The 23,221-nt window shown below is 49.6% G+C and carries 25 protein-coding genes; 13 read left to right on the top strand and 12 right to left on the bottom strand.

The genetic code is table 11. From position 1 onward, the window contains the following. Nucleotide 1: 1 nt before the first annotated feature. Nucleotides 2-244: a DUF1289 domain-containing protein gene (locus MN202_RS07735; protein ID WP_335735522.1), complete on the bottom strand. Its 243-nt coding sequence runs from the start codon at nt 242-244 to the stop codon at nt 2-4. A gap of 391 nt (nt 245-635) precedes the next feature. Between MN202_RS07735 and ilvG the strand changes: the two genes are divergently transcribed. The 12 genes from ilvG (at nt 636) to MN202_RS07675 (ending at nt 10,650) form a co-directional block, all read left to right on the top strand. Next, nucleotides 636-2,291, top strand: a complete 1,656-nt coding sequence (gene ilvG, locus MN202_RS07730; RefSeq protein ID WP_335735521.1) for an acetolactate synthase 2 catalytic subunit — start codon at nt 636-638, stop codon at nt 2,289-2,291. Beyond that, on the top strand, nt 2,288-2,542 hold the full coding sequence (gene ilvM, locus MN202_RS07725; protein WP_335735520.1) for an acetolactate synthase 2 small subunit: 255 nt from the start codon (nt 2,288-2,290) through the stop codon (nt 2,540-2,542). Before ilvG ends, ilvM begins: the two co-directional genes overlap by 4 nt. A gap of 62 nt (nt 2,543-2,604) precedes the next feature. Then, nucleotides 2,605-4,455 (top strand): dihydroxy-acid dehydratase, encoded by a 1,851-nt coding sequence (ilvD, locus tag MN202_RS07720; RefSeq protein ID WP_335735519.1) that lies wholly within the window; start codon nt 2,605-2,607, stop codon nt 4,453-4,455. 287 nt (nt 4,456-4,742) lie between these two features. Beyond that, the gene (locus MN202_RS07715) at nt 4,743-4,886 is read left to right on the top strand and encodes a hypothetical protein (RefSeq protein ID WP_335735518.1); all 144 of its coding nucleotides are present in this window, start codon (nt 4,743-4,745) and stop codon (nt 4,884-4,886) included. A 16-nt stretch (nt 4,887-4,902) separates the two neighbouring features. Further along, a complete protein-coding gene (gene ilvA, locus MN202_RS07710) occupies nt 4,903-6,471 on the top strand; it encodes a threonine ammonia-lyase, biosynthetic (RefSeq protein ID WP_335735517.1) in 1,569 nt (522 codons plus the stop codon). Nucleotides 6,472-6,549: 78 nt separating this feature from the next. After that, complete coding sequence (locus tag MN202_RS07705) at nt 6,550-7,488, top strand: substrate-binding periplasmic protein (RefSeq protein WP_335735516.1); 939 nt, start codon at nt 6,550-6,552, stop codon at nt 7,486-7,488. Between the two features lie 85 nt (nt 7,489-7,573). Next, entirely contained in the window at nt 7,574-7,954 is a 381-nt protein-coding gene (locus MN202_RS07700) for a MerR family transcriptional regulator (RefSeq protein ID WP_335735515.1), read from the top strand. A gap of 68 nt (nt 7,955-8,022) precedes the next feature. Beyond that, a complete protein-coding gene (locus MN202_RS07695; protein WP_335735514.1) occupies nt 8,023-8,601 on the top strand; it encodes an NAD(P)H-dependent oxidoreductase in 579 nt (192 codons plus the stop codon). A gap of 282 nt (nt 8,602-8,883) precedes the next feature. Beyond that, nucleotides 8,884-9,069: an alternative ribosome-rescue factor A gene (locus MN202_RS07690; protein WP_335735513.1), complete on the top strand. Its 186-nt coding sequence runs from the start codon at nt 8,884-8,886 to the stop codon at nt 9,067-9,069. Between the two features lie 127 nt (nt 9,070-9,196). Next, a complete protein-coding gene (locus MN202_RS07685; protein ID WP_335735512.1) occupies nt 9,197-9,538 on the top strand; it encodes an FKBP-type peptidyl-prolyl cis-trans isomerase in 342 nt (113 codons plus the stop codon). Then, entirely contained in the window at nt 9,531-10,181 is a 651-nt protein-coding gene (locus MN202_RS07680) for a hypothetical protein (protein WP_335735511.1), read from the top strand. Before MN202_RS07685 ends, MN202_RS07680 begins: the two co-directional genes overlap by 8 nt. Continuing rightward, a complete protein-coding gene (locus MN202_RS07675; RefSeq protein ID WP_335735510.1) occupies nt 10,165-10,650 on the top strand; it encodes a DUF2269 family protein in 486 nt (161 codons plus the stop codon). The genes MN202_RS07680 and MN202_RS07675 overlap by 17 nt, the downstream gene beginning before the upstream one ends. Before the next feature lie 17 nt (nt 10,651-10,667). Here the strand turns inward: MN202_RS07675 and MN202_RS07670 are convergent, their stop codons facing one another. Continuing rightward, on the bottom strand, nt 10,668-11,528 hold the full coding sequence (locus MN202_RS07670) for a nucleotidyl transferase AbiEii/AbiGii toxin family protein (protein ID WP_335735509.1): 861 nt from the start codon (nt 11,526-11,528) through the stop codon (nt 10,668-10,670). Next, a complete protein-coding gene (locus MN202_RS07665) occupies nt 11,512-12,531 on the bottom strand; it encodes a type IV toxin-antitoxin system AbiEi family antitoxin (protein WP_335735508.1) in 1,020 nt (339 codons plus the stop codon). Before MN202_RS07665 ends, MN202_RS07670 begins: the two co-directional genes overlap by 17 nt. Nucleotides 12,532-12,622: 91 nt before the next feature. On the opposite strand from MN202_RS07665, the gene MN202_RS07660 reads away from it, so the two are divergent. Beyond that, a complete protein-coding gene (locus MN202_RS07660) occupies nt 12,623-12,820 on the top strand; it encodes a hypothetical protein (RefSeq protein WP_335735507.1) in 198 nt (65 codons plus the stop codon). A gap of 94 nt (nt 12,821-12,914) precedes the next feature. Here MN202_RS07660 and MN202_RS07655 read toward each other — a convergent pair whose 3' ends face one another. The 9 genes from MN202_RS07655 to MN202_RS07615 all read right to left on the bottom strand — a co-directional run bounded on the left by MN202_RS07655 (nt 12,915) and on the right by MN202_RS07615 (nt 23,095). Then, nucleotides 12,915-14,438: an anti-phage dCTP deaminase gene (locus MN202_RS07655; RefSeq protein WP_335735506.1), complete on the bottom strand. Its 1,524-nt coding sequence runs from the start codon at nt 14,436-14,438 to the stop codon at nt 12,915-12,917. A 52-nt stretch (nt 14,439-14,490) separates the two neighbouring features. Continuing rightward, a complete protein-coding gene (locus MN202_RS07650; RefSeq protein WP_335735505.1) occupies nt 14,491-14,658 on the bottom strand; it encodes a hypothetical protein in 168 nt (55 codons plus the stop codon). A gap of 92 nt (nt 14,659-14,750) precedes the next feature. Beyond that, the gene (locus MN202_RS07645) at nt 14,751-15,281 is read right to left on the bottom strand and encodes a HEPN domain-containing protein (protein ID WP_335735504.1); all 531 of its coding nucleotides are present in this window, start codon (nt 15,279-15,281) and stop codon (nt 14,751-14,753) included. Between the two features lie 150 nt (nt 15,282-15,431). Continuing rightward, complete coding sequence (locus MN202_RS07640) at nt 15,432-16,268, bottom strand: DUF3037 domain-containing protein (protein ID WP_335735503.1); 837 nt, start codon at nt 16,266-16,268, stop codon at nt 15,432-15,434. Then, on the bottom strand, nt 16,265-16,696 hold the full coding sequence (locus MN202_RS07635) for a HipA family kinase (RefSeq protein ID WP_335735661.1): 432 nt from the start codon (nt 16,694-16,696) through the stop codon (nt 16,265-16,267). Before MN202_RS07635 ends, MN202_RS07640 begins: the two co-directional genes overlap by 4 nt. A gap of 26 nt (nt 16,697-16,722) precedes the next feature. Beyond that, nucleotides 16,723-16,983, bottom strand: coding sequence for a HipA family kinase (locus MN202_RS07630; RefSeq protein WP_335735502.1), 261 nt, complete (start codon nt 16,981-16,983; stop codon nt 16,723-16,725). Nucleotides 16,984-17,125: 142 nt separating this feature from the next. After that, a complete protein-coding gene (gene glmS, locus MN202_RS07625) occupies nt 17,126-18,955 on the bottom strand; it encodes a glutamine--fructose-6-phosphate transaminase (isomerizing) (protein ID WP_335735501.1) in 1,830 nt (609 codons plus the stop codon). A gap of 55 nt (nt 18,956-19,010) precedes the next feature. Beyond that, a complete protein-coding gene (locus MN202_RS07620) occupies nt 19,011-19,778 on the bottom strand; it encodes a DeoR/GlpR family DNA-binding transcription regulator (RefSeq protein ID WP_335735500.1) in 768 nt (255 codons plus the stop codon). 59 nt (nt 19,779-19,837) lie between these two features. Then, nucleotides 19,838-23,095, bottom strand: a complete 3,258-nt coding sequence (locus MN202_RS07615) for a sensor histidine kinase (protein ID WP_335735499.1) — start codon at nt 23,093-23,095, stop codon at nt 19,838-19,840. Nucleotides 23,096-23,221 lie beyond the last annotated feature (126 nt).

The raw sequence follows: 23,221 nt of genomic DNA, 5'->3' as shown, positions 1-23,221 counted from the left end.
CTTAAAACAACTCCAGCGACTCGCCGCTTTGTGGTGAGTCGTTATCCTTTTTCGCTTTAGCCGTTAATCTGGCACGGCGCTGGGTCAGCAGTTTTAAAATATGCGTGCGTTCGGCAACGGGCTTGCCATGCCAGTTAAAGCGTTCCTCGCGGGAGCGTAAACAGCCAATGCAATACCCGCGGCTGTTGCTTTGGCAAACACCGATACAAGGGTTGGGCAGGTCAAACAGCTCTAACTGATCCAAAGGTTACCACGCTGGTTGATGAATAATTTAAGTGTACGTTGCCTATCACTATAGGTGCAAACCGACTATTTTTTAGCAAATCACAAAAACCTGTTGACTTCAGACTGATAGACGGCTATTTCTATTAGCTAATTGCGCTGTTAAACAGTGCTACATAACAAATACAGATTTCAACCAAGCAAATAAGTAAGAATAAAATTATGCGTTTAGCTGCTGTTCTGAACATTATTGTCCTCGTGGTCGTGGTGATTATTAATCTCCGCGGGGGCGGTGTTTTGGAAAAAAAGTAGCGTAAAAAGCGAATTCCAACAAAACCCCCGCTCCGCAAGGACCGGGGGTTTTGTCGTTTCCGGGCCTGGCAAAAAGCGGTTTAGCATACAGAGGATACAACATGAAAGGCGCAGAATTGGTACTTAAGGTGCTGCAACAACACGGGGTCGATACTATTTTCGGCTACCCCGGTGGTGCCATTATGCCGATTTACGATGCACTGTATCAAAGTGACGTGAAACACTACCTGTGCCGGCATGAGCAAGGTGGCGCTTTCTCGGCCATCGGCTATGCCCGCGCCTCAGGTAAAGTGGGTGTCTGTATGGCCACCTCAGGCCCTGGCGCAACTAACTTGATCACCTCACTGGCCGATGCCATGCTGGACTCGGTACCGGTAGTGGCAATCACCGGTCAGGTATCGCAAGCGGTGATGGGCACCGATGCGTTTCAGGAAATTGATGTACTGGGTTTAAGCCTGGCCGTGACTAAACACAGTTTTATGGTACGCAGTGTCGACGAGTTGGCGGCAACATTAAATGAGGCTTTTGCCATTGCGCAAAGCGGCCGGCCGGGCCCGGTGTTAGTCGATATTCCTAAAGATGTGCAGCTGGCCGATATTGATTACCAGGCAGAATGTAGCGCCGCGCAGTCAGCAGCACCAATTTATACCTCGCTGGCCAATGCCGGCAAAGCGCGTGCGTTAATTGCCGCCGCAAAAAAACCGATGGCCTATATCGGCGGTGGCGTGCATATGGCCGGCGCGATGCTGCAGCTACAACAGTTTCTAGCCGCCAACCCTATGCCGTCGGTTACCACCTTAAAAGCTATGGGCTCGGTGGCAAAAGATAACGCGCACTACCTGGGTATGCTGGGTATGCACGGCACTCAGGCGGCAAATTTAGCCGTGCAACAGTGTGATTTACTGATCTGTTTAGGTGCCCGTTTTGATGACCGGGTAACCGGTAACCTGCAAAAATTTGCCCCGCTGGCCAAAGTGATCCACGTTGATATTGACCCGGCCGAAATTAACAAGGTGCGCTTTGCCAATGTGGCGCTACTGGGCGATATGAAGCAAATCTTACCAGCAATGACAGTGGGCACAGATTGTCCCGACTGGCTGGCACATTGTGCGCAGTTAAAACAGCAACATGGCTGGCGTTATGATCATCCCGGTGAGCGCATTTATGCACCTTTGATGTTAAAGCAATTAAGCGAGCGTATGCCGGATAACAGCGTAGTGTGCTGTGACGTTGGCCAGCACCAGATGTGGGTAGCGCAACATATGCGCTTTAGCAGCCCGCGTAATCATTTATCCAGTGGCGGCCTGGGCACTATGGGCTTTGGCTTGCCGGCAGCGATTGGAGCTAAGTTAGCCCGGCCGCAGGATACGGTCATCACGGTATCCGGCGATGGCTCTTTTATGATGAACGTGCAGGAGCTGGCTACCATTAAACGCTTTCGCCTGCCGGTGAAAATTGTCATTGTCGATAACCAGCGTTTAGGCATGGTGAAACAGTGGCAGCAATTGTTTTTTAACGAGCGTTACAGCGAAACCGATTTATCCGACAACCCGGATTTTGTCGCCCTGGCCGCTGCCTTTGCTATACCAGGCCACTGCATTACCCGCAAAGACGAAGTAGAAAGCGCGCTGGAAGCCATGTTTACCTGGCCCGGCCCTTATTTACTGCATGTATGTATTGACGATAAAGACAACGTCTGGCCTTTAGTACCGCCGGGTGCTGCTAATGAAGAGATGATCACGGAGCTAAAAGCATGAACCACGTACTGAATATCACCGCCACTAACACCCCGGCTGTAGTAGAGCGTTTGTTACAGGTTACCCGCTATCGCGGTTATGAGTTAGCCGGCTTACAGCTGACACCACGGCATGATGCGCAAAGTTTAACTATTACCTTAACCGTGCGTAGCGATAAACCTATTCATTTATTAACCAGCCAGTTGCATAAACTGTACGATATTCAGCAACTGGAGCTGGCCGGCAGCGAGCGGGCGGTACTAAGCGCCTGACGCCCGATATTAACAGCAGCTAACCCTATACTTTTTATTTACCGAATACACGGAGTACCGCAATGCCAAAGTTAAGATCCGCCACCGTTACCGAAGGCCGCAATATGGCGGGCGCCCGCGCACTGTGGCGTGCCACCGGCGTTAAAGACACCGATTTTGGCAAGCCGATTATTGCCGTGGTGAATTCCTTCTGCGAGTTTGTACCCGGCCATGTGCACCTGCGGGACTTAGGCAAGCTGGTAGCCAAAAGCATTGAAGAGGCCGGTGGCATCGCCAAAGAGTTTAATACCATAGCAGTAGATGATGGTATTGCCATGGGCCATGGCGGCATGTTGTACAGCCTGCCATCGCGTGAGCTAATAGCCGACTCGGTAGAATATATGGTGAATGCCCATTGCGCCGATGCCATGGTGTGTATCTCCAACTGCGACAAGATCACGCCGGGTATGTTAATGGCCGCCATGCGCTTAAATGTGCCGGCCATTTTTGTCTCGGGTGGGCCGATGGAAGCCGGTAAAACCAAGCTGTCGGATCAAATTATCAAGCTGGACCTGGTGGATGCCATGGTATCGGCCGCCGATCCTAAAGTCACCGACAGCGACAGCGAGCAAATTGAACGCAGCGCCTGCCCCACCTGCGGCAGCTGCTCGGGTATGTTTACCGCTAACTCTATGAACTGTTTGGTTGAGGCTTTAGGTTTAGGCCAGCCGGGCAATGGTTCCTTGCTGGCAACCCATGCCGATCGTAAACAGCTGTTTGTCCAGGCCGGTTTCAGAATAATGGAGCTGTGCAACCGCTGGTACAAACAAGATGATGCCAGCGCCTTACCGCGCAGTATCGGCAATAAAACCGCCTTTGAAAACGCCATGATGCTGGATATTGCCATGGGCGGCTCGACCAATACCGTGCTGCATTTATTGGCCGCGGCGCAGGAAGCCAATGTCGACTTTACCATGGCCGATATCGACCGCTTATCGCGCATCGTGCCGCATTTGTGCAAGGTTGCGCCGTCAACGCAAAAATACCATATGGAAGATGTGCACCGTGCCGGTGGCGTGATCGGCATTTTAGCCGAGCTAAACCGTGCCGGTTTATTAAACCCCAATACGCCGCATGTGTCTGGCAGTTCGCTGGCAGCCGTGCTGGAGCAATGGGATCTGAAAACCAATCCGTCTACCGACGTGCAGCAGTTTTACGCTGCTGGCCCGGCCGGTATCCGCACTACGCAGGCTTTTTCGCAAAATTGCCGCTACCCCAGCGTCGACGATGACCGGGTAGAAGGCTGTATCCGCAGTAAAGAACATGCTTATTCACAAGACGGCGGTTTAGCTGTGTTGTTTGGCAACCTGGCACCGCAAGGCTGTATTGTGAAAACCGCCGGCGTAGAGCCGGAAAACCTGGTATTTAGCGGCCGCGCCCGGGTATTTGAAAGCCAGGACGATGCGGTAGAGGCCATTTTAACCGGCAAAGTTGTGGCTGGCGATGCGGTCGTTATCCGCTATGAGGGCCCCAAAGGCGGGCCGGGTATGCAGGAAATGCTGTATCCCACCAGCTATTTAAAATCGATGGGCTTAGGTAAAGCCTGTGCCTTAATCACCGATGGCCGCTTTTCTGGCGGTACCTCGGGCTTATCAATTGGCCATGTGTCGCCGGAAGCCGCCAGCGGTGGTGCCATCGCGTTGGTGCAGGAAGGCGACAAAATTGAGATTGATATCCCTAACCGCAAAATTGGTATTGCCATCAGCGATGACGAGCTGGCACAGCGGCGTGCAGCGATGGATGCCAAAGGTAAGCTGGGCTGGAAGCCAGAGAACCGCCAGCGCGTTGTCAGCTCTGCGTTAAAAGCCTATGCCCTGCTGGCCAGTAGTGCTGATAAGGGCGCGGTAAGGGATTTAAGCAAGTTAGAAGAATAAACAGCAAGACTTTAAGCGATGGGCAAGGTGTGCTCTTGCAGCAGCGGCAGGGATGCCGCGCAGACTGAGAGGGCACAGGGATGTGCTCCTTGAAGGCGGCGAAAAGAGCATTTCCTTGCCGTGAGCTTTAACATGAGTCGCAGGCTACAACAGGTAACAACACGCGGGGACGTTGTAAATACGTCCATGTAAACTCCTCTCCAGCATCCCTGCTGGAGACGCCCCGCTTAGCTGTTACCCGTCTGCGCTTGATACTTAAGCTTTGCGGATGGTACAAGCAGCATAACTTGAGACGAAGGGACAAGGTGTACTTTCGTAGCAGCGGCAGGGATGCCGCGCAGGCTGAGACAGCACAGGGACGTGCTGTTGAAGGCGGCGAAGAAAGTATTTCCTTGTCGCTGAGTTTGAACCTGACGCGTTTGATGAATTAACAGCAGTGGAGCAACAATGAACAACCTGGCAACAGTACAAACAACACAGACAGATACCGAGTTAATGCAGCAGTATCTGCGTGAGATTTTGCTGTCGCCGGTATATCAGGCTGCGGTAGAAACCCCGCTGGATGCCATGGCAAAGCTCAGCCAGCGACTGGGCCACAATGTGCTGCTAAAACGTGAAGATAAACAGCCGGTGTACTCGTTTAAACTGCGCGGTGCTTTTCATAAACTGCACAAAGTGCAACAGCAAAGCCCAGATGCAAGCGTAGTGTGCGCGTCAGCCGGCAACCATGCCCAGGGTGTGGCGTTATCTGCCAGCAAATTAGGCCTTAACGCCACTATCGTTATGCCGATCACCACGCCAGAGATCAAAGTCGCGGCAGTAAAAGCTTTGGGCGGCAATGTGGTGCTGCATGGCACCGCTTTTGATGAAGCCAACAGCTACGCCATTAACCTGGCCAACACCGAAGGCGCGGTGTATATACCGCCGTTTGATGACAGCGACGTGATTGCCGGCCAGGGCACTGTTGCCAAAGAGCTGCTTAGCCAGCACAACCAGCTAAACGCCGTGTTTATTCCGGTTGGCGGCGGTGGCTTACTGGCCGGTATGGCGGTGTATATCAAAGCCATACAGCCGAATGTCAAAGTAATAGGTGTAGAGCCGGAAGATGCCGCCTGTTTAAAAGCCGCACTTAATGCCGGCGAGCCGGTAACGCTGGAGCGGGTTGGCTTATTTGCTGACGGCGTAGCGGTAAAACGCATCGGCACAGAAAATTTTAATCTGGCCAGACGCTTTTGCGATGAAGTTATTACGGTTAGCAGCGATGAAATCTGCGCCGCGATTAAAGATATCTTTGATGACTTACGCGCCGTAGCAGAGCCCGCCGGCGCACTGGCACTGGCTGGGCTGAAAAAATACAGCCAGCAGCTGAAAAACAGTACCTTAGCCAAACCGCAGCAGTTTGCTGCGGTATTAAGCGGCGCCAATTTAAACTTTGATACCCTGCGCTATGTGTCTGAGCGCTGCGAGCTGGGCGAGAAAAAAGAAGCAGTGTTTGCGGTAACTATTCCGGAAGAAAAAGGCAGTTTCCGCCGTTTTTGCCAAACACTGGGCGGCCGGGCCATTACCGAGTTTAACTACCGCTACGCCAGTGATAATAAAGCCCATATCTTTGTCGGCATTAAACTGCGCCATGGCCAGCAGGAGCTAAACACGGTAAAAGAGCTACTTAGCAAAGCTGGCTATGATTACCAGGATCTGTCCGACGACGAGCTGGCCAAGCTGCATGTGCGGCATATGGTAGGTGGTATGCCACCACGCCAGTTACAGGAGCAGGTGTATCAGTTTAACTTTCCGGAATACCCGGGAGCCTTGATGAATTTTTTAAACACCCTGGGCGAACACTGCAACATCACGCTGTTTCATTATCGTAACCACGGCGCAGCCACCGGCGACGTGCTGGCCGGTTTTGAAGCCGCCAGCCATAACGATATAGCGGCTTATCTGGATAAGTTAGGGTATCAGTATCAGCAGGTTAGCCATAACCGAAGCTATCAGACGTTTTTAACAAGCGGCTGATGGTTTTTCAACCGCTGCCTTAGGTCAACGTGCATACCACCTTGGAGCCGGGCGCCGACTTGGTGCATACTTAGTGCTATGTCTGTTTACATTTTGGCTACCGTGCACGCACTGAGCTCATTTTTATCGCAACCCAGCCGCTGGCGCCACTGGTCGGTGTTACTATGGCTACCGTTGTATAGCGCGTTGTTGCCAGCCCAAGGCATAGCCCAGGCCGGTGGCAAAACCGCGGTACACTATCCTGGCCATCCAAGGCAGGATTACTATGTTGAACTGTTGCAACTGGCGCTTAGCTACCCCTGTGCGGCGCAGTATCAATTACAGGCATCTGGCCTGGATTTACCGAAAAAGCGCGCCTTTGATCTGATGAATGCCAAAGCAGGCATTGATATTATGTACGGCAGCGCCAGCACCGAACGGCTGGAACACTATCAGGCGGTGCCATTTCCGATTTTACGCGGCTTAATGGGCCTTCGAATTGCATTGGTTAGTGATCAAAGCAAACTGTCACAGACGCATAGTGTCGCAGCGTTGGCGAAACTCAGAGTGGGCCAATATATCAGCTGGAGCGACACCGCCATTTTACAGGCCAACCGCTTTAATGTTGAACCGGTCAGCGACGTAGAGGGTTTGTACAAGATGCTTGCACTGGGCCGCATTGATTACTTCCCGCGCTCGGTGCTGGAAGTGCTGCAAAACCAGGCCGAACACGCAGAGCTTAATTTGCAGGTTGACCCACACATCCTGCTGTATTACCCGACAGCAACCTATTTTTACGTTGCCAAAGACAACTCCGGGTTGGCCGAAGCCTTATTATGTGGCCTGGAAAAAGCCCAAACTGATGGCGCTTTAAACCAATTGTTTGAGCGCTACTACGGTGGCTTGTTGCAGCGACTTAATGTTAAGCAGCGCCGCGTGTTTAACCTGCAAAATCCGCTGCTACCCGCCGATGTGCCTTTGCACCGGCAAGAACTATGGTATGAGTTACCCAATAACAAGGTGCCACAGCACGAGTAATCTACTGTTTAAAATTGAGCTGTTGGAAGTGCTAACGCGGGATGATTAATACCGCGCAGCGGCACACTACCAACTAAGGACGCACATGTATATTGGCGCAGTAACACAGCAAACCGGCGCGTCGGCAAAAGCAGTGCGGTTATATGAGGCCTTAGGCTTACTGGGTAAGGTAGAGCGTAAAGGCGTGTATCGCTATTACAGTGCCAGCCAGCTAAACCAAATTATACTCATCCGTCAGGCACAGCAGTTGGGGTTTCGTCTGGCCGAATTAAACCAGGTGTTAGGCCCGGATGCCACAGCCCCCAACTGGCCGGCGTTATTGCAGCATCTGGCAAACAAACAGGCGGCCGTGCAAATAGAAATTACGCGCCTGCAGCAGTTAGAGCAGCAGCTGCAACTGGCTATGCAGGACATAATGCAATGCGCCAGCCTGGTACCGCCGCCACCGCTAACAGCCTGCGCTTGACTCTGCCCTAAAGGGCAGACTGTATGCTGCACTTCGACAGGTACAACTTAGCCTAACGGAGCAGCAACATGAGCAGTAAAAAGGTATTGATTATCAGCGTGCACAGCGACGCCGAACGGCTGGGCCAGGCGTTAGCCTCAGCCTATGCTGATGCCGCAACAGCGGCAGGCCATCACGTAAGATGGCTGCAACTGGACAAGCTGAATTTTAACCCGGTGTTGCCGGGCTATGGCAATGCACTGCCACTGGAGCAGGATTTACAGTCGGCACAGGCTGATCTGCTATGGGCAGAGCATATTAGCCTGGTATATCCCATTTGGTGGGGCAGCGTGCCAGCATTGCTGAAAGGCTTTCTGGATAGGGTGTTACTGCCTGGCTTTGCCTTTAAATACCAGCCAGGTAAAAAATACCCGCAACCACTTTTGACGGGCAAAACTGCGCATTTGCTGCTGACCATGGACACCCCGCCCTGGTACTTTCGCTGGATATACCGCGCACCGGGTTTGCAACAAATCAGCCGTACTACTTTAGCCTTTTGCGGTATTAGGCCGCTAAAGAGCCTGATGCTGGGGCCGGTAATTAGCTCCACAGCCGTGCAGCGCCAACGCTGGCTTAAGCAAGCCGGGCAATTGGCGCAACGTTTATAACAATGACGGTCCAAGTTAACTTATTTACAACACTAAGCCACGCCTATACCTATGCAGGTGTTATCAAATACCTGACAAAGGCTGCAGATATTACAGCCAGCGCGCCATGGCCAGATAGCAGCCCCAGGCGGCTATCGCTGGGGGGCGCGTAAACCACAACGACTGGAATTAGAAGCCAACTACAAAGGTAGCTAACCTGGTAACGTAAATGGAACTTAATGCACTTGCTCTAACCTAACCGCGCAGTTACACTTTGCGCGTTTTTTCAACAGGAGTAGCACGATGAGTAAACCAGCAGCAGCCGAGCATGGCCGCGGCGAAATCCGCGATAATGCGATAAAGGCCTTAGTCACCAGCAAGTTGTTTCAAACCAGAGTGGTAAAGGCGAAGAAGGGCAAAGGCTCATACAACCGCAAAGGGCGTAATTCAAAAGATTACGCCCTTGTTGTTTCTGCCACAGCACACTGATATTACCGCCCTTGTTGTTTCTGCCACAGCACACTGATATTACCGTCCTTTTTCCCGGCTTTTTTACTAACAAACCGCCCTACCTACGCGTTATACTGCGGCAAAATAAACAAACGCCGTAAGCATTATGACTGCTGAAGTAAAAATTGAAGATTTAACCGAAGGCACCGGTAAAGCTGCCGAGCGTGGCGCACTGATCACCGCCCATTACCGCGGCTGGTTAGAAGATGGCACCGAGTTTGACTCCTCCTACAAGCGCGGCGAATCATTTCAAATTGTGCTAAGCAATAACCGCGTGATTCAGGGCTGGATTTTAGGCCTAAAAGGCATGAAAACCGGCGGCAAACGCAAACTCTGGGTACCAGCTGAACTGGCCTACGGCGAGCGCCAGATTGGCAGCATGATCCCTCCAAACAGCAATCTGATTTTTGAAATTGAACTGCTGGAAGTGCTGACCAGAGATGACTAAACAACATTACTTTTACGCCACGCTTTTAATTGCCCTGCTGATTTTTATTGCCTGCCTGATGATGAACGGCCCGATGCGGCCAGGCTTGCCGGTAGGTGATGACCTTGCTACCCGGCTTAATTACATCAATAACAACCTGACGTTATGGCAATGGGGCTGGCTAAGCTGGATGGCCGCCGCCCTGAGTTTACTGGCATTTGCTGTAATGTTGTCTACCGAACTGCAACCGGGTGTCGCCCGCCAGTATGGGGTGTTGTTGGTAGCACTGGGCATGGCACCCGATCTGATGGCTGAAACCCTGTACGCTTTTGTTATGCCGCATATTGCAGTTACTGAACTGGCCTTGTTGCAGTATATTGACTTACTTGCCATGCACCTTACCGGCTTTTTGGGTAACGGCTTATACAATATCGGCGGCATGCTGCTAACGCTGGCGCTGCTAAAGCAACAACCGGCATTAAAACCGTGGCTATATCCCGGCATAGTCGCCTGGCTGCTGGGCTTGGGGTTATCGGTGGCAATTGCGCTACAGCAGCTGAAACTGGCGGAATATTTTACCGCTGCCAGTATGGTGTTAAGTACCGGCTGGTTTGTGCTTATCAGCTGGAAATTGTGGGGTACAAAATATGTACGCCGCGCTTAAGGTTATTCATCTTGGCTCACTGGTGATGTGGTCAGGCCCGGCGTTGGGTTCCTGGCTGGTGCTGCGTTATATGCAGCAGCAAGAAGGCGAGCTATCCGCCGCCACCGCCAAAGTGTACCGGGTGTTTTTCTGGACCTTAACACTGGAACATATCGCTTTAGTCACCCTGCTGCTAAGCGGCGCTACTATGGCCTTTATGTTTGGCTTTATCAGCATGCCGTGGTTGCAGCAAAAGCTGTGGCTGGTACTGTTAATCATAGTGCCGCTGGAAATTGTCGATATCTGGCTGGGTAACTGGAAGGTAAACCGGCTAATCGCCAGGCGCAGCGCCGGTAACGCCTTAACAGCACGCCAGCAGGCGCTGGTACAGTTTTACCATAAAGGCTTTACCAATCTGGCGCTGATCACGCTACCAGCCACCCTGCTGGTGATTATGTGGCTGGCCGTGTCAAAACAAACACTGTGGTGAGGTTGGCTCGCCTTGCGCTAGTCTTGAAGTTTCGACAAACCTTCGCCAACGATTTTTATCAAAGAGTCAGCATATTCATACTCAATGCGAGAGTACTTTGCGATATCTGCCACCAACCTTTCACGTTTTACGGCATCGTCTAAAAGCTGAATGTGCAGATAAGTAAGTGTCAAAGGATGAGCCATAGCGTTTACCTCATCAGCGAGCTTCATCGCGCTGGCTTTTATATCATCGTAATCCTGAGCTTCCATGTAGCCTTGTACATGGAGCAAATCATAAACCGATGGGATCTTGCTGTAGTGTCTGATTAAGTAATAAATATCTGACGCATCTTTGCCTTGAAACTCTTGCCCGCGCTCAATCCAGGCAATAAGTTTGAGTAGCAAGATTCCAGCAGGCGAAGCAACCTTTATCACAAAGCGCGGATCTCCAGTCAGAATAATGTTCCATCCGGTTGCATAAGCCTCAGCAAAACCAAGAACCGTCATCGCAATATCATCAGCAGGAGGCCATAGTATTTGCCCCTGCGGGTCACTCACGTTGCCAAATGGAATCAAGTCTATTTCCCAGGGCATGCCTGCACGATCATGAGTGCTAAAACGATGCGCTTTGTGTGGATGCGCGTTAAACCCCGCTTGTTGCAGCGCCTGTTGCAGTGCCTGATAGTGTTGCCAGCTTTGTACTTCAATACCAAAATCAACGTCTCGGGTACCGCGTTCAATGGCAGCACCAAATCCATGCACCAGAATAATATCTCGCGCCGTAGCGCCCACTATTAAAATGGGAATATCTAATGCAATAGCTACCTGGTGTATCCGGCAATACACCTCAACTATCCCTGCAGGGAGTTTATTGGTCAAATCAAGCGAGATAGTCATGATATAGCCTTTGAGCGGTTTCCAGATTGCGCGGATCGTTACTCATTAATAACTCTGCATAAACCAGTAACGGGTTCGCCATGTCAGGCTTTGTTCCTCTGAGTTTCTCAATAGCAATGGGAGGTTCCACCAGCTCTAAGGCGTTGTCCTCCCCCTCATTCGGCCTTAACTTTCTTAACCTGAAATCTTTTAACAAGGCTTTCTGCGCAATCTGATCGGCATATATCAAGTGCTTTTTGGGTTTCAGATAGTGGGTGTAAGCCTCTGCGGCTACTTCTCCTCCCCACAGCGCATTGTACTGCGCTAAATTGCTATTTTTGATTAGGCTTAAATCATCAACAGTATAGAAAGCATGCTTTAGCTTGCCTGCCAGATTGTGCGGATAAGCATCAAGCCAACGCGTGAGCAATAGCTCTATTTCCGCCAAAACTTTTCCGCCTTTGCCTTTATCTACGATAAAACCGAGCTGTTTAAGATCATCAAGCACTTGCTTCACAGTGCCCAAAGCTATCTCGGCTTGATTGGCTATAACCCGCATCGGTTGATTAACCATTTCTGGCTTTAGCAAAAGCAGCATCACTAACTTCACGCCTTTTGGCTGAAACGCCTTACCAGTTAACTGGCGGCTAACTTGTGCTTGGTGCTCTGGTATCGGCTTACTGCCGCGAATATCGACATATAGCGGTGGGCGGAACAGATAAGCATTACCCGCCAGATCGGCAAAGTTAACCTGCTTTTCGCGACAAAGTTCAGCAAGGTTCTCATTGATATAAGGTGCAACTACTACACTTTCACCATTTCCCAGTATTTGGTCCTGAAAAATCAGCTTTGCCAGCACTGGTCGGGTCAGCCGATTTTTAGCCTCCACTTGCCAGGTATATTTTTGTTCAGCGCAGCAAACTGTTAACCAGCCATCAATGGCATTGCGCCCAAGCCTGACTTCAACCTTCAAATGCGTGTTTTTCGTTAAAACATCTGCTACCTGATGCAGTAAATCATCCATTTGTTCATTTTCGTAATAAGTTCAATATTAATGAACAATAGAACAAATTGAACACACTAGCAAGCTTAGCGTTCATTTATCTTAATTGTTCATGAAAAATGAACACTGCAAAAAATTGAACGAAAATCAGACAAAAAAGCCTAGAATCGGCGCTGCCAACACAGCACCAGCAGGCACTGATGCAGTTTTACAACAAAAGCTTTACAAATTTGGCGCTAATTACCCTGCCAGCCACAGTGCCGATCATTTTGTGGCAGGCAGTGTCAAAACAAGTGCTTTGGTGAGATAGAAGCAACGAACTATACAGTTAAGCTTCCCCTAAATCACGATTTATTGTGAAACAATTAAATCCACAACCATCTTTTACATCACGGAATGTATAATCAGCCTTCTGGATTAAGTTTTTTTAAATAATCTCTTGATATTCTTTTTTCATAGTCTTGATAACTATCAAGAAATTGAATATCTACATGGTGTTTATATTTAGTAGTTATGGCAACGGCTTTGCCTAACGAGTCTTTTCTCTCGGCTGAAGGGAAAAAGAATTTTGAATACCTTCTGGGAGAAACTCCCTCAAAAGCTTCAAAAATTACTTTTGCCGAGTCTTTTCCTGAACTAATCGCATCATCATGTAAATCTAAAGCAAGACTTTTTTCATAAGGTTGAATGTAGAATACTTTAACAATACCAGCGGCAACGATATGTCTCGCACAATTATGACAAGGGTATGTCGTGGTATATAAAATAGAATTTTGTGTCGATGATTTACCACTTCTTGCTATTGAAGTTATTGCATCCATCTCTGCATGAATAGATCTAGAAAACTCAATTAAAGAAGAAATACCTGAACTACAAATTTCATCTGTCAATTCTTCAAAATTTTCTACATTTGCCTTTTCAAGCAACAACTTGATTTTATTTTTTATTTTAAACTTATGAGTATCGTTATAGCACTTGCCACCTTTATGTATACAGCGATGATCTTTCTCTCCGTCATCTGCACTGTATAGCCCGCCAAATGGTTTTGGAACATCATTTTTACCGAGAGCAATAACATTACCCTCGTTGTCGGTTATAGCCGCTCCGACCTGTCTTGATAAACAAGCAGATTGCAAAGATGCCGAAAACGCAGCAAACATACCTTTTTCATGAGATGTTGGAGTTATTCCATTAACACCATGAATTAGTTTTATAAACCTATCAATACTGCTTTGAAGATGCTTGAGGTGATTATGTGTATTTAGAATAAAGATATCTGAATCTAAAATTGTCTTTTCTGTATTTTGGCCATTATTGCCAGCTGACTTTTTATCTCTTTGAATCAAATTTGATATTTTTGGATGTTCAACACCTTCTTCAAGAAGATTTCTAGACCTTTCATCTTCCGGTCTGATAACACCAATCAAATAAAAATTATTTGGATAAACAAGGCGAAACAACTCTAACTCGGCAGGGTTTTTCAGCTGGTCTAATAGATATGCGACTTTCGCTTCGTCTGCTTGAAGCATATCGTTTACATCTCGCTTCATTTGCTTGTTAACAGCGATTTCATTTATCGCAGCTTCGGCGAGAAGTTGAGGAGAATATTTTTCTCTTAAAAAGTCACCTAAATTTTGATACTGATTATATCTTTCAAATGCAGACTCTTTTGCTTTTTTAGCATAAGGAGCAGATTCTGGAAATCTATCCATTAACTGACTCATTCTTATATCAATAACTTCATAACCCAATTGCTCAAGTTGTTTTTTCGTTGTCCTCTTTACAGTTTTGATTCCAGCCCCAATTGCACCACAGAAACCTATAATAAGCTCTTTTGATTGTCTCCCGGAGATAGTTTTAATTGAGCTAACATTTGATGAGTTCGTGGCTATTGTTTGTGGTTTTGGTTTAACAGACAAAGTTGACATAACGCATTTCCCTATATTTGCATATAGGGAAATGTATTACAAATAGGCAAATTTACCAATAAAATTTATTGGCATTTTCGATGATAGCTTGCTCAGCTTTCTTACGCTTATCAACATTAATTTTGCTCTGAGATTTAAACAAAATAATGTTATTTTCCGGTTTAGGCTTAACCGAAGAAGTTTGAGAATTACAAACGTTGTTTTGGGGTAAGTTTGTCATTTTTTCCTCACCGGCCCTTATTTTGGGGGCATATGGTAATTGTTTTTAATTATTTTTCAAACTTGTTTTTAAGCTAGCACTAGTTTGCTTTTTCAGCAATTATTTTCTGTAACCAATGCTAGATCTGTAAAAAATCTCACTGCTTTGTCAAGATCTTCTCTTTTTACTAAATGTGCATTTTTTGGATCAAAGCTCTGGCACACTTGATGAACGGCATCCCCGCGCATTTTTAGCCATTTATCTAACCTTTCTCTAGCATCTTTTGGCGTGTAATTGTTCCAGCGCCAAGATTCTGTAATATCCACACCCAAAAATTCGACGAACAGCTTTTTCACTTTTTCAGATGTCGGGTTATGTAAGCGGTTAATTTCGTGATCCAGCCTGCGTCGAATATACGCCTTGGTAAATTCATCTTCTGAATTAGCTAACTTGGCGTCAACCTGCTCAACGGCAAAGGCTTCAATATAAGTTTCCCATGCAGTAGTCGTCATTACTAAAGCTGCGCGTTTAAGCACTTCGTATTGCTGGCGTTGTTCTGGTGATTCCAAATTGTCGAACAGCTGTATCAGCTTGGCGACATCTTGCATGCCGGTTTCGAAAATGGCGTAAGAACGGCTGGTCATAACTTCCCTTTACTGCTTATGGCACTAAGTCCTTTTAATGTAATGGCTTTAAACTAAGCCAGACAGCGGAAAAAGCAAAGCACTTTTTGGTACAGGGGTAAGCAAGATGTAGCAAGGCCCCGAATTTCAGGGACCTTGGATTGGGTAGGATTACTGCAGTTTAAAAGCGTCTGGCATTAAAGCCTGTTTGGCGAAGCGGCTAATGCCATCTTTGTCGTTGTGGTCCAGGGTTTGCACGCCAAAGGCTGCCAGTTCGCGCTCTACTTCTTTAAATGCGCCGAGCAATTTGCAGTCGTTACTGGTTGGCCCTTGTAATGGCAGCAGAATATGCTCCTTGTGCAACACATTATGATTTACCAGCCGGCGAAAGCGGCCAAGCCATTGCTCAGCATGGTCAAACACGCGAATAGCGGTTTGGTGACGAAAGGCTAATGGCCTAATCACAAAAACATCGTTGGCTTTCGCCACCAACGGCAACGTCACTTCAATAAAGTTGTCGTGAATTTTATCCTGCTTAAAATGCGTTAGCTTTTCATCTTTTAACTGCTGTCGAATTACCTTAACCATCAGGCTTTCCTGATACTCTTCGATCAGGAAAGTACGGTGTACTAACCGCTCAAACAATTGTTCAAGCACGGCCGCTGGCTTTTGCTCCAAATATAAAGAACGCAGTTCAGAGTAGCGTATCAGGGTTTCTCTTGGCCGCACCACTTCCTGCATCTGCTGCGCTAACTCTTTTGCAGTAAGCCGGGTGACATAAGTTTGTAGCCTTTGCAGCTCTTGTTCTACCGTTTGCAGTGTGGCTTTGTAAAGCTTGCCTTCAAGGTCTTCAAAGAAGTCTGTTACACGGGCAAAACGGCTTGGTGCCAGACGAAAATCGAACAGGCCTAATTCCGGGGCGCACAGCACTATGCCGACGTTAGCAAATTCGCCCGTCTCAACATGAGGTAAAAACCGTACTATTGCATACTGATACAGTGTTTTCATATCAGTACCTCCCAAAATTCGTCGCTGTTAAACAAAGATAGTGTGTCGTTTATTTCTGCCAGATAACCTGGCGCGTCTTCCAGCCATACAACCGGTAAAGTGGCAGCATACTGGGCCAGCCCTTGCAACGCAATGGCTAGTTTCGCACTGTAATGCGCTTGCCAGAGTGCATCATGTTGTGAACCAAACCACGCATTGTAAGCTACGTGTAGCTTGGCATTAGCTTTGAAATTATAGCCGCTATCAAAAGCTAAATTATGGTCCAACACTACATATTGCTTTGACGCTGCGCGATAAAATAAGTTTGGGTTGCCGCCGCTTTCCGTCATGGTGCGATCTTCATTTCTAATCCAGTAATCAAACAGAAACAGATCTCGGGCGCATTGCTCTGGTATAGAGACTGCACTGGTTGCTGTTACTTCTAACAGGTCAGGTATCAGCTCTGACGCAAATACTATGCTATCGCCAGCCCCAAAACACGGCTGGCACCCTCATCGAAACGTAATAATCCTTGCGGTAGATGGGCGCAACAGTGTGCAGGCACATTCAGTTGCAAAGCACTGCCAAGATAAGCACACACTGCTTCATTGATTAAACCCTTGGCACCTGCCTGAGGCCCTTTTACGTAGTAGCGCTTGTTGTCAGATAAACGGCACAGATAAGGTTCAGTTCGGCCCTGACTGGCTTTTTGCTGGATTTCAATTACATCAAGCACCTAAACCCTCCGAAAGAGTTGTTTATACACACTGAGTTGAAAACAGCTTTTAACTTAGTCAGTTAATTAACCGCTGGCAAGACGGAAATAAAAAAGGCCATCACAGTAAGCTGTTGATGGCCATATTATTTTTAAGTGTAAATTATTCTACCGTAACACTCTTTGCCAAATTACGCGGCTGGTCTACGTCGGTGCCTTTGATAATGGCAACGTAGTAGCTAAGCAGCTGCAGTGGCAGGGTGTAGACGATAGGTGCCAGGATGTCGGCGACGTGCGGCACGTTGATAACGCGCATGGTGGCATCAGACTGGAAGCGGGCGTCGGTGTCGGCGAAGACGTACAGAATACCACCACGGGCGCGTACTTCTTCAACGTTCGATTGCAGTTTTTCTAATAACTCGTTATTTGGTGCCACCACGATAATCGGCATTTCTGCGTCAATCAGCGCCAGCGGGCCGTGCTTTAACTCGCCGGCGGCATAGGCTTCGGCGTGAATGTACGAGATTTCTTTTAGCTTTAATGCGCCTTCCATCGCGATGGGGTACTGATCGCCACGGCCTAAGAACAAGGCGTGATTTTTATCGGCAAATTCTTCTGCCAGCGCTTCAATTTGTGGTGCCAGGCTTAAGGTTTGCTCCAGTTTAGCCGGCAGGCTCTTTAACGCATCGGTCAGCTCGCGCTGCTGCGCCGCGGTTAAGCCGTTGTACTTACCAATCGCCATGGTCAGCATGGCCAGGCCTACCAACTGCGTAGTAAAGGCTTTGGTTGAGGCGACGCCGATTTCGGCACCGGCGCGGGTCATAAAGGCCAGGTCTGATTCACGTACTAAGGATGAGCCAGCCACGTTACAGATGGTTAAGCTGCCTAAGTAACCGGCATCTTTAGCCAGACGCAGCGCGGCTAAGGTGTCGGCCGTTTCGCCGGATTGCGAAATACTGACCAGCAGGCTGTTTGGCTGCACAAAAGATTTGCGGTAACGGAATTCTGAGGCAATCTCAACGTTACAGGAAATGCCGCCTAACGACTCTAACCAGTAGCGTGCCACCATACCAGAGTGATAGCTGGTACCACAGGCGACGATTTGCACGTGTTTTACCTGTTTAAATAGCTCTGCTGCGCCGTTACCAAAGGTTTCGTCCAGCACGGAGTCGGCACTTAAGCGGCCTTCCAGTGTGTTGTTTATCGCATGCGGCTGCTCGTAGATTTCTTTAAGCATAAAGTGGCGATACTGGCCTTTGTCGCCGGCGTCGTAGCTAACATTCGATTCGTGTACTTCACGCTCTACCGGATTGCCGTCTTTATCGAAAATGGCCACGCTGTGGCGGGTAATTTCGGCCACATCGCCTTCTTCCAGGAAAATAAAACGCCGCGTTACCGGCAGCAGTGCCAGCTGATCGGAGGCGATAAAGTTTTCACCTATACCTAAACCAATTACCAGCGGGCTGCCGGAGCGGGCCACTACCACGCGGCTGCTGTCGGTTTTATCCAGCAATACCGTGCCGTAAGCGCCATGTAACTGCTTAACCGTGGCTTGCACCGCCGCTAACAGTGAACCGGCGGCTTTTAACTCTTCTTCCACTAAATGGGCGATAACTTCGGTGTCGGTGTCCGAGGTAAACACATAGCCTTTGGCTTTTAATGCTTCACGCAGTGGCGCGTGGTTTTCGATAATGCCGTTATGCACCACAGTAATATTGCTGGACACATGCGGGTGAGCATTGCGCTCGCTTGGCTCGCCATGGGTGGCCCAACGGGTATGAGCAATACCGGTACCGCCCACAACCGGGCTTGCTGCTACCGCGTCGCTGAGCTCTTTCACTTTGCCTAAACGGCGCAAACGGGTGAGGTTGCCCGCTTCGGTAACCACGGCCACACCGGCTGAGTCATAACCGCGGTACTCGAGGCGACGCAGGCCTTCTACCAGAATATCTACTACATCACGCTGCGCTACAGCGCCAACTATGCCACACATAAGCTCTCTCCAAATAGTCCGTTATCAGTATGTATTTATGTCAAAGGCCGCTAAGTTATCCGGCAACGCGGATTACCTTCACACCCTGTTGTTCAATTTGTGCGGCATCGGCCGCGGCTAAACCTTCATCGGTAATCAGTACCTTTACCATGGCCCAGGGCAGCTCAAGGTTATGTATTTTGCGCCCCAGTTTGTCAGACTCCAGCATGACGATGACTTCACGCGCCACTTCGGCCATCACCCGGCTTAAACTGTACAGTTCATTATAGGTGGTGGTGCCGCGCGTTAAGTCGATACCGTCGGCACCGATAAAAAGCTGGTCAAAGTCGTAATTGCGTAGCATCTGCTCGGCCAGCTGGCCCTGAAAGGCTTCAGACTGCGGATCCCAGGTACCGCCGGTCATCAGCAGCGTAGGCTCGTTTTCCAGCTCGCGCAGCGCATTGGCAATAGCCAGCGAGTTGGTCATTACCACCAGGCCGCGCTTAGTTGCCAGCTCAGGCAATAGCGCGGCGGTGGTGCGGCCGCTGTCGATAATAATGCGGTAGTGATCTTTAATCAGGCCGGCAGCGGCTTTGGCAATGGCTAACTTTCGCTTTGAAACTTTTTCCAGGCTTGAATCGCTGACAAAATCTTGCGGTACCGGTACAGCGCCACCGTAACGGCGCAGCAATAAGCCTGCTTGCTCCAATACCGTCAAATCTTTGCGGATAGTGACTTCTGAGGTATTAAATTGCTCGGCCAATTGCTCTACCGACAGTTCGCCCTGCTGCTGAAGCTGACTCACAATTAAATGCCGTCGTTGTTGAGTGTTACGTTTATTCATAACTTCCGCTTATGTTTCGTTTCGAAAGTTATTTTAACGTTGTTTGTTATTTTTGCAAGTTAGCTGTTGCGACCAGCATAAATATTTAGCGGCAAACGTATAAAGTACTGTAAACCTAAACCCGGTGGGCTGCTGACAGTAATCTGGCCTTTTAACCGCACTGTGACCAGATTATACACAATATGGCTGCCCAGCCCGGTACCGCCCTGATGCCGCTTGGTGGTAAAAAACGGATCGAATAGCCGTGCCAAATCAGCCTCATTCATACCGCAGCCGTTGTCGTAGAACAGTAATTGCAGCTGGCCCTCAACCAGATGTAATACAATCGAAATTTTTGGCGCGGCTGTTGCCTGCAAGCCATGATGTAGGCTGTTTACCACCAGATTAGTAATAATTTGCGCAATAGCGCCGGCGTCGGTATGCATAGTGAGGGTGTCGGGTGTGTCCAGCTCGACACTACAACCAATTTGGCGCAGCTTGGGTTGCAGCGACAGCAATACGTCCCGCAGATAAGCCACCAGCTCGATGTCGCGCACACTGTCACTGGACTGATCGACCGACACTTGCTTAAAGCTTTGCACCAGATCGGCGGCACGGCGGGTATTGCTGTGCAAAATCTTCAGGCCATCGGAAAATTGCTGTAAAAAGCGTTCAAACTGGCTTTTTTGAATGCCACCCTGCTGATAACTGCTGTTAAGTAACTCAAGTTCATTGTGTAAATGGCTGGTAGCCGTAACACAGATACCAAGCGGGGTATTAATTTCGTGCGCTACACCGGCAACTAAGGCGCCGAGCGACGCCATTTTTTCCTGCGTAACCAATTGCTGTTGAGCCGTTTTCAGCTCGGCGTATGAGTCTTGTAATGCCTGGTGCTGGGTTTTAATTTCTTCGGTACGAGCCAGCACTTCGCGCTCCAGTTGCTGGCGGTGACAACGTTCATTATCAAAACGCCAGAAAATAACGCCACCCACGGCGGCCAGGGTCAGCGCAACTGACAAACTAAGAAACCACCAGCTTAGCCACCAGGGAGGGAGTACCGACACCTGCAACGTAAGCGGCGGCTGCCAGACGCCGCCCAGATAACGGGCACTTAACTGAAACTGATAGTTACCGGCCGGCAAACGGGTGTAGGTTGCCACCCGGTTGTTTGCACTGATCCCCAGCCAATCCCGGTCGAAACCTTCTAAGCGGTAACGATATTCTAATTGCTGCGGCTGTAAAAAATCCGGCGCGGAAAAATGTAAACTGAACATATCCTGCAAATGGTTAAATGTCAGCTGCTTTGTTTGGCTTAACGCCTGGGATAACAGGCTGTCGGGGCCGGGCAACACCGGTTGATTAAACATACTCAGTTGATACAACATTAATGCCGGTGGTGGCAGCTGATGTTTGGCCAGCTGTAAAGGGTAAATATCCAGCCCTTGCCGCCCGCCGCGATACACATTTCCAAATGCAACCGCACTGGCAGCAATCCAGGTCGCTTCCTGCACGCCATGGCCGGCCGTCAGTTGTATAAAGCCCTGGTTCGCCGCCGACCAGACAAAACGGTACATCAGATTAAAGGCGGTTGCCTGTTGCAATTCGCTATCTGTGTCTTCAGCGCCGCGGTACGCTTTAAAGCCCAGGATCCGCTGCGGCTGTGTCGGGTGGCGTAATACCCGGTGATTAAGGTTGCCGGCGCGGACAAATAAATGGCCATTTTCTTCCAGTAGTGCCTGCACCCCGTTGTAGACCGGGCCCTGGCCTGCCGGCATGGCCTGATGCCAGTGCTGAATAGTGTCGAAAGAGGCTGAGATACGCGCTAAGCCCTGATCGACGGAACCCAGCCAGATATCACCAAACTGGTCCTCATACAGTACCGTTACCACATGAAAAGGCAGTGTATACGCCGGGTTTTCCGGATGAAAATGCGCCAGCAATTGCCAGCGGCTATCCATCACAAAAACGCCATCCGTGCGGCTGCCCAGCCAGATGCGCTGGCGGGAATCACGGTAAATAGCGCTGATGTGCGGCTGGCGTGGTACCGGCAGCTGAAACGGCTGCCATTGCTGATCCGGCATTAGCCGGAACAGCCCATGATCGGTACCCAACCAGAGTGTATCATCCAGTTGCTTAACTACCCGTGCCAGCGACGGTGCTATGCCACTGGCCGGTTGCGGCAGGGGCCATTTTAGCAACTCACCACTTTGTGGATTGTACCGCGCCACCCCAGACTCCCGGTTTGCCAGCCAGATGCGATCCGGCGCCACCGCGTCTATACCAAATACATCATTGCTGCCAAGTAAACCGTCTTTATCCGCCACAGCCGGTAGTACCTTTACCTTGCGGGCAAAAGCGCTAAGCTGGCTAAAGCCGGTTTGGCTGACAAACCATAAACTGTCGGCGTTATCCAGATACATGGCCAGAACGGCATTCGTTTGCAAGCCATACCTCAGCATCGGCTCATGGCTGAAATGACGCCAGATACCGCTTGCGCTGTGGTAATGCCAGACGCCACTGTCATAAGTGCTAAGCCAGAGTCCGCCCTGCTTGTCTGCTAATATATCGGTTAACTGGCTGTGTTGTAGTTCGGCCGGTGCAGCAAAACGCTGCAGGCTGTCATCGGCCTGCAGTAACCAAAGGCCGGCACCAAAGCTGGCAGCCGCCAACTGGCCCGATGGCAGCCAACGTAAACGGGTAAGATGATCCAATGTCAGGGCAGAGTTATGTTGATGCCAGTGAGTCAGTTGGCCGTTAGCAAGTTGCACTCTGACTAAACCGGCGAAATCGTTACCGGGCCGCCGCTGCGGCGCTTCACCCAGCGCCAGGTACAGGTTGTCGTTATGCACCAGCAGATGATTAATATAACGAAACTCGGCCAGTTGTTCTGGCATAAAAGACGCCAGCTGTGCGTTATCCGCTGTCAGCCTGGCTACACCGGCACCGTAACCGGACACCCACAGCTGGCCGTTCTGATCTAATGCTAAAGCGGTAATTTCGCTACTGCCATGACCGTCAGGCCAGGGATAGCGGCGAAACTGCTCGGTAACCGGGTCAAGCCGGTTTAAGCCGCCATAACGGGTACCTACCCACAACATACCCTGATTATCGATCAGCAGGCTGGTGATCCAGTCCGACGACAGCCGGTTTGGGTTGCTACTGTCGGCCGGATAGTGCTGCAGGGTTACGCCATCAAATCGATACAAGCCGTGGTGCGTGCCCAACCATATAAACCCCTGGTTGTCCTGCACCATGCTGGTTGCAAAAGGCGAGACAGGCTGACGTTCAGTCAAATGGGTAAAGCGGGCATAAGCAGGAATGGCTGTGAGATCAGCCACACAGCGCCAGCTGCAAAACACCAGTAAACTCCAACATAACAGCCGTATCACTGGCTTCAATCCTTTGTCACAGCAGATTTGTTAAATTTTAGCCGGAGCTGGCTATAACGCCAGTGAGAAAAATTT

The sequence above is a fragment of the Rheinheimera muenzenbergensis genome (genome assembly GCF_036984005.1).
Classification (GTDB): domain Bacteria; phylum Pseudomonadota; class Gammaproteobacteria; order Enterobacterales; family Alteromonadaceae; genus Alishewanella; species Alishewanella muenzenbergensis.
This window is presented reverse-complemented; position numbering and strand designations above follow the sequence as displayed.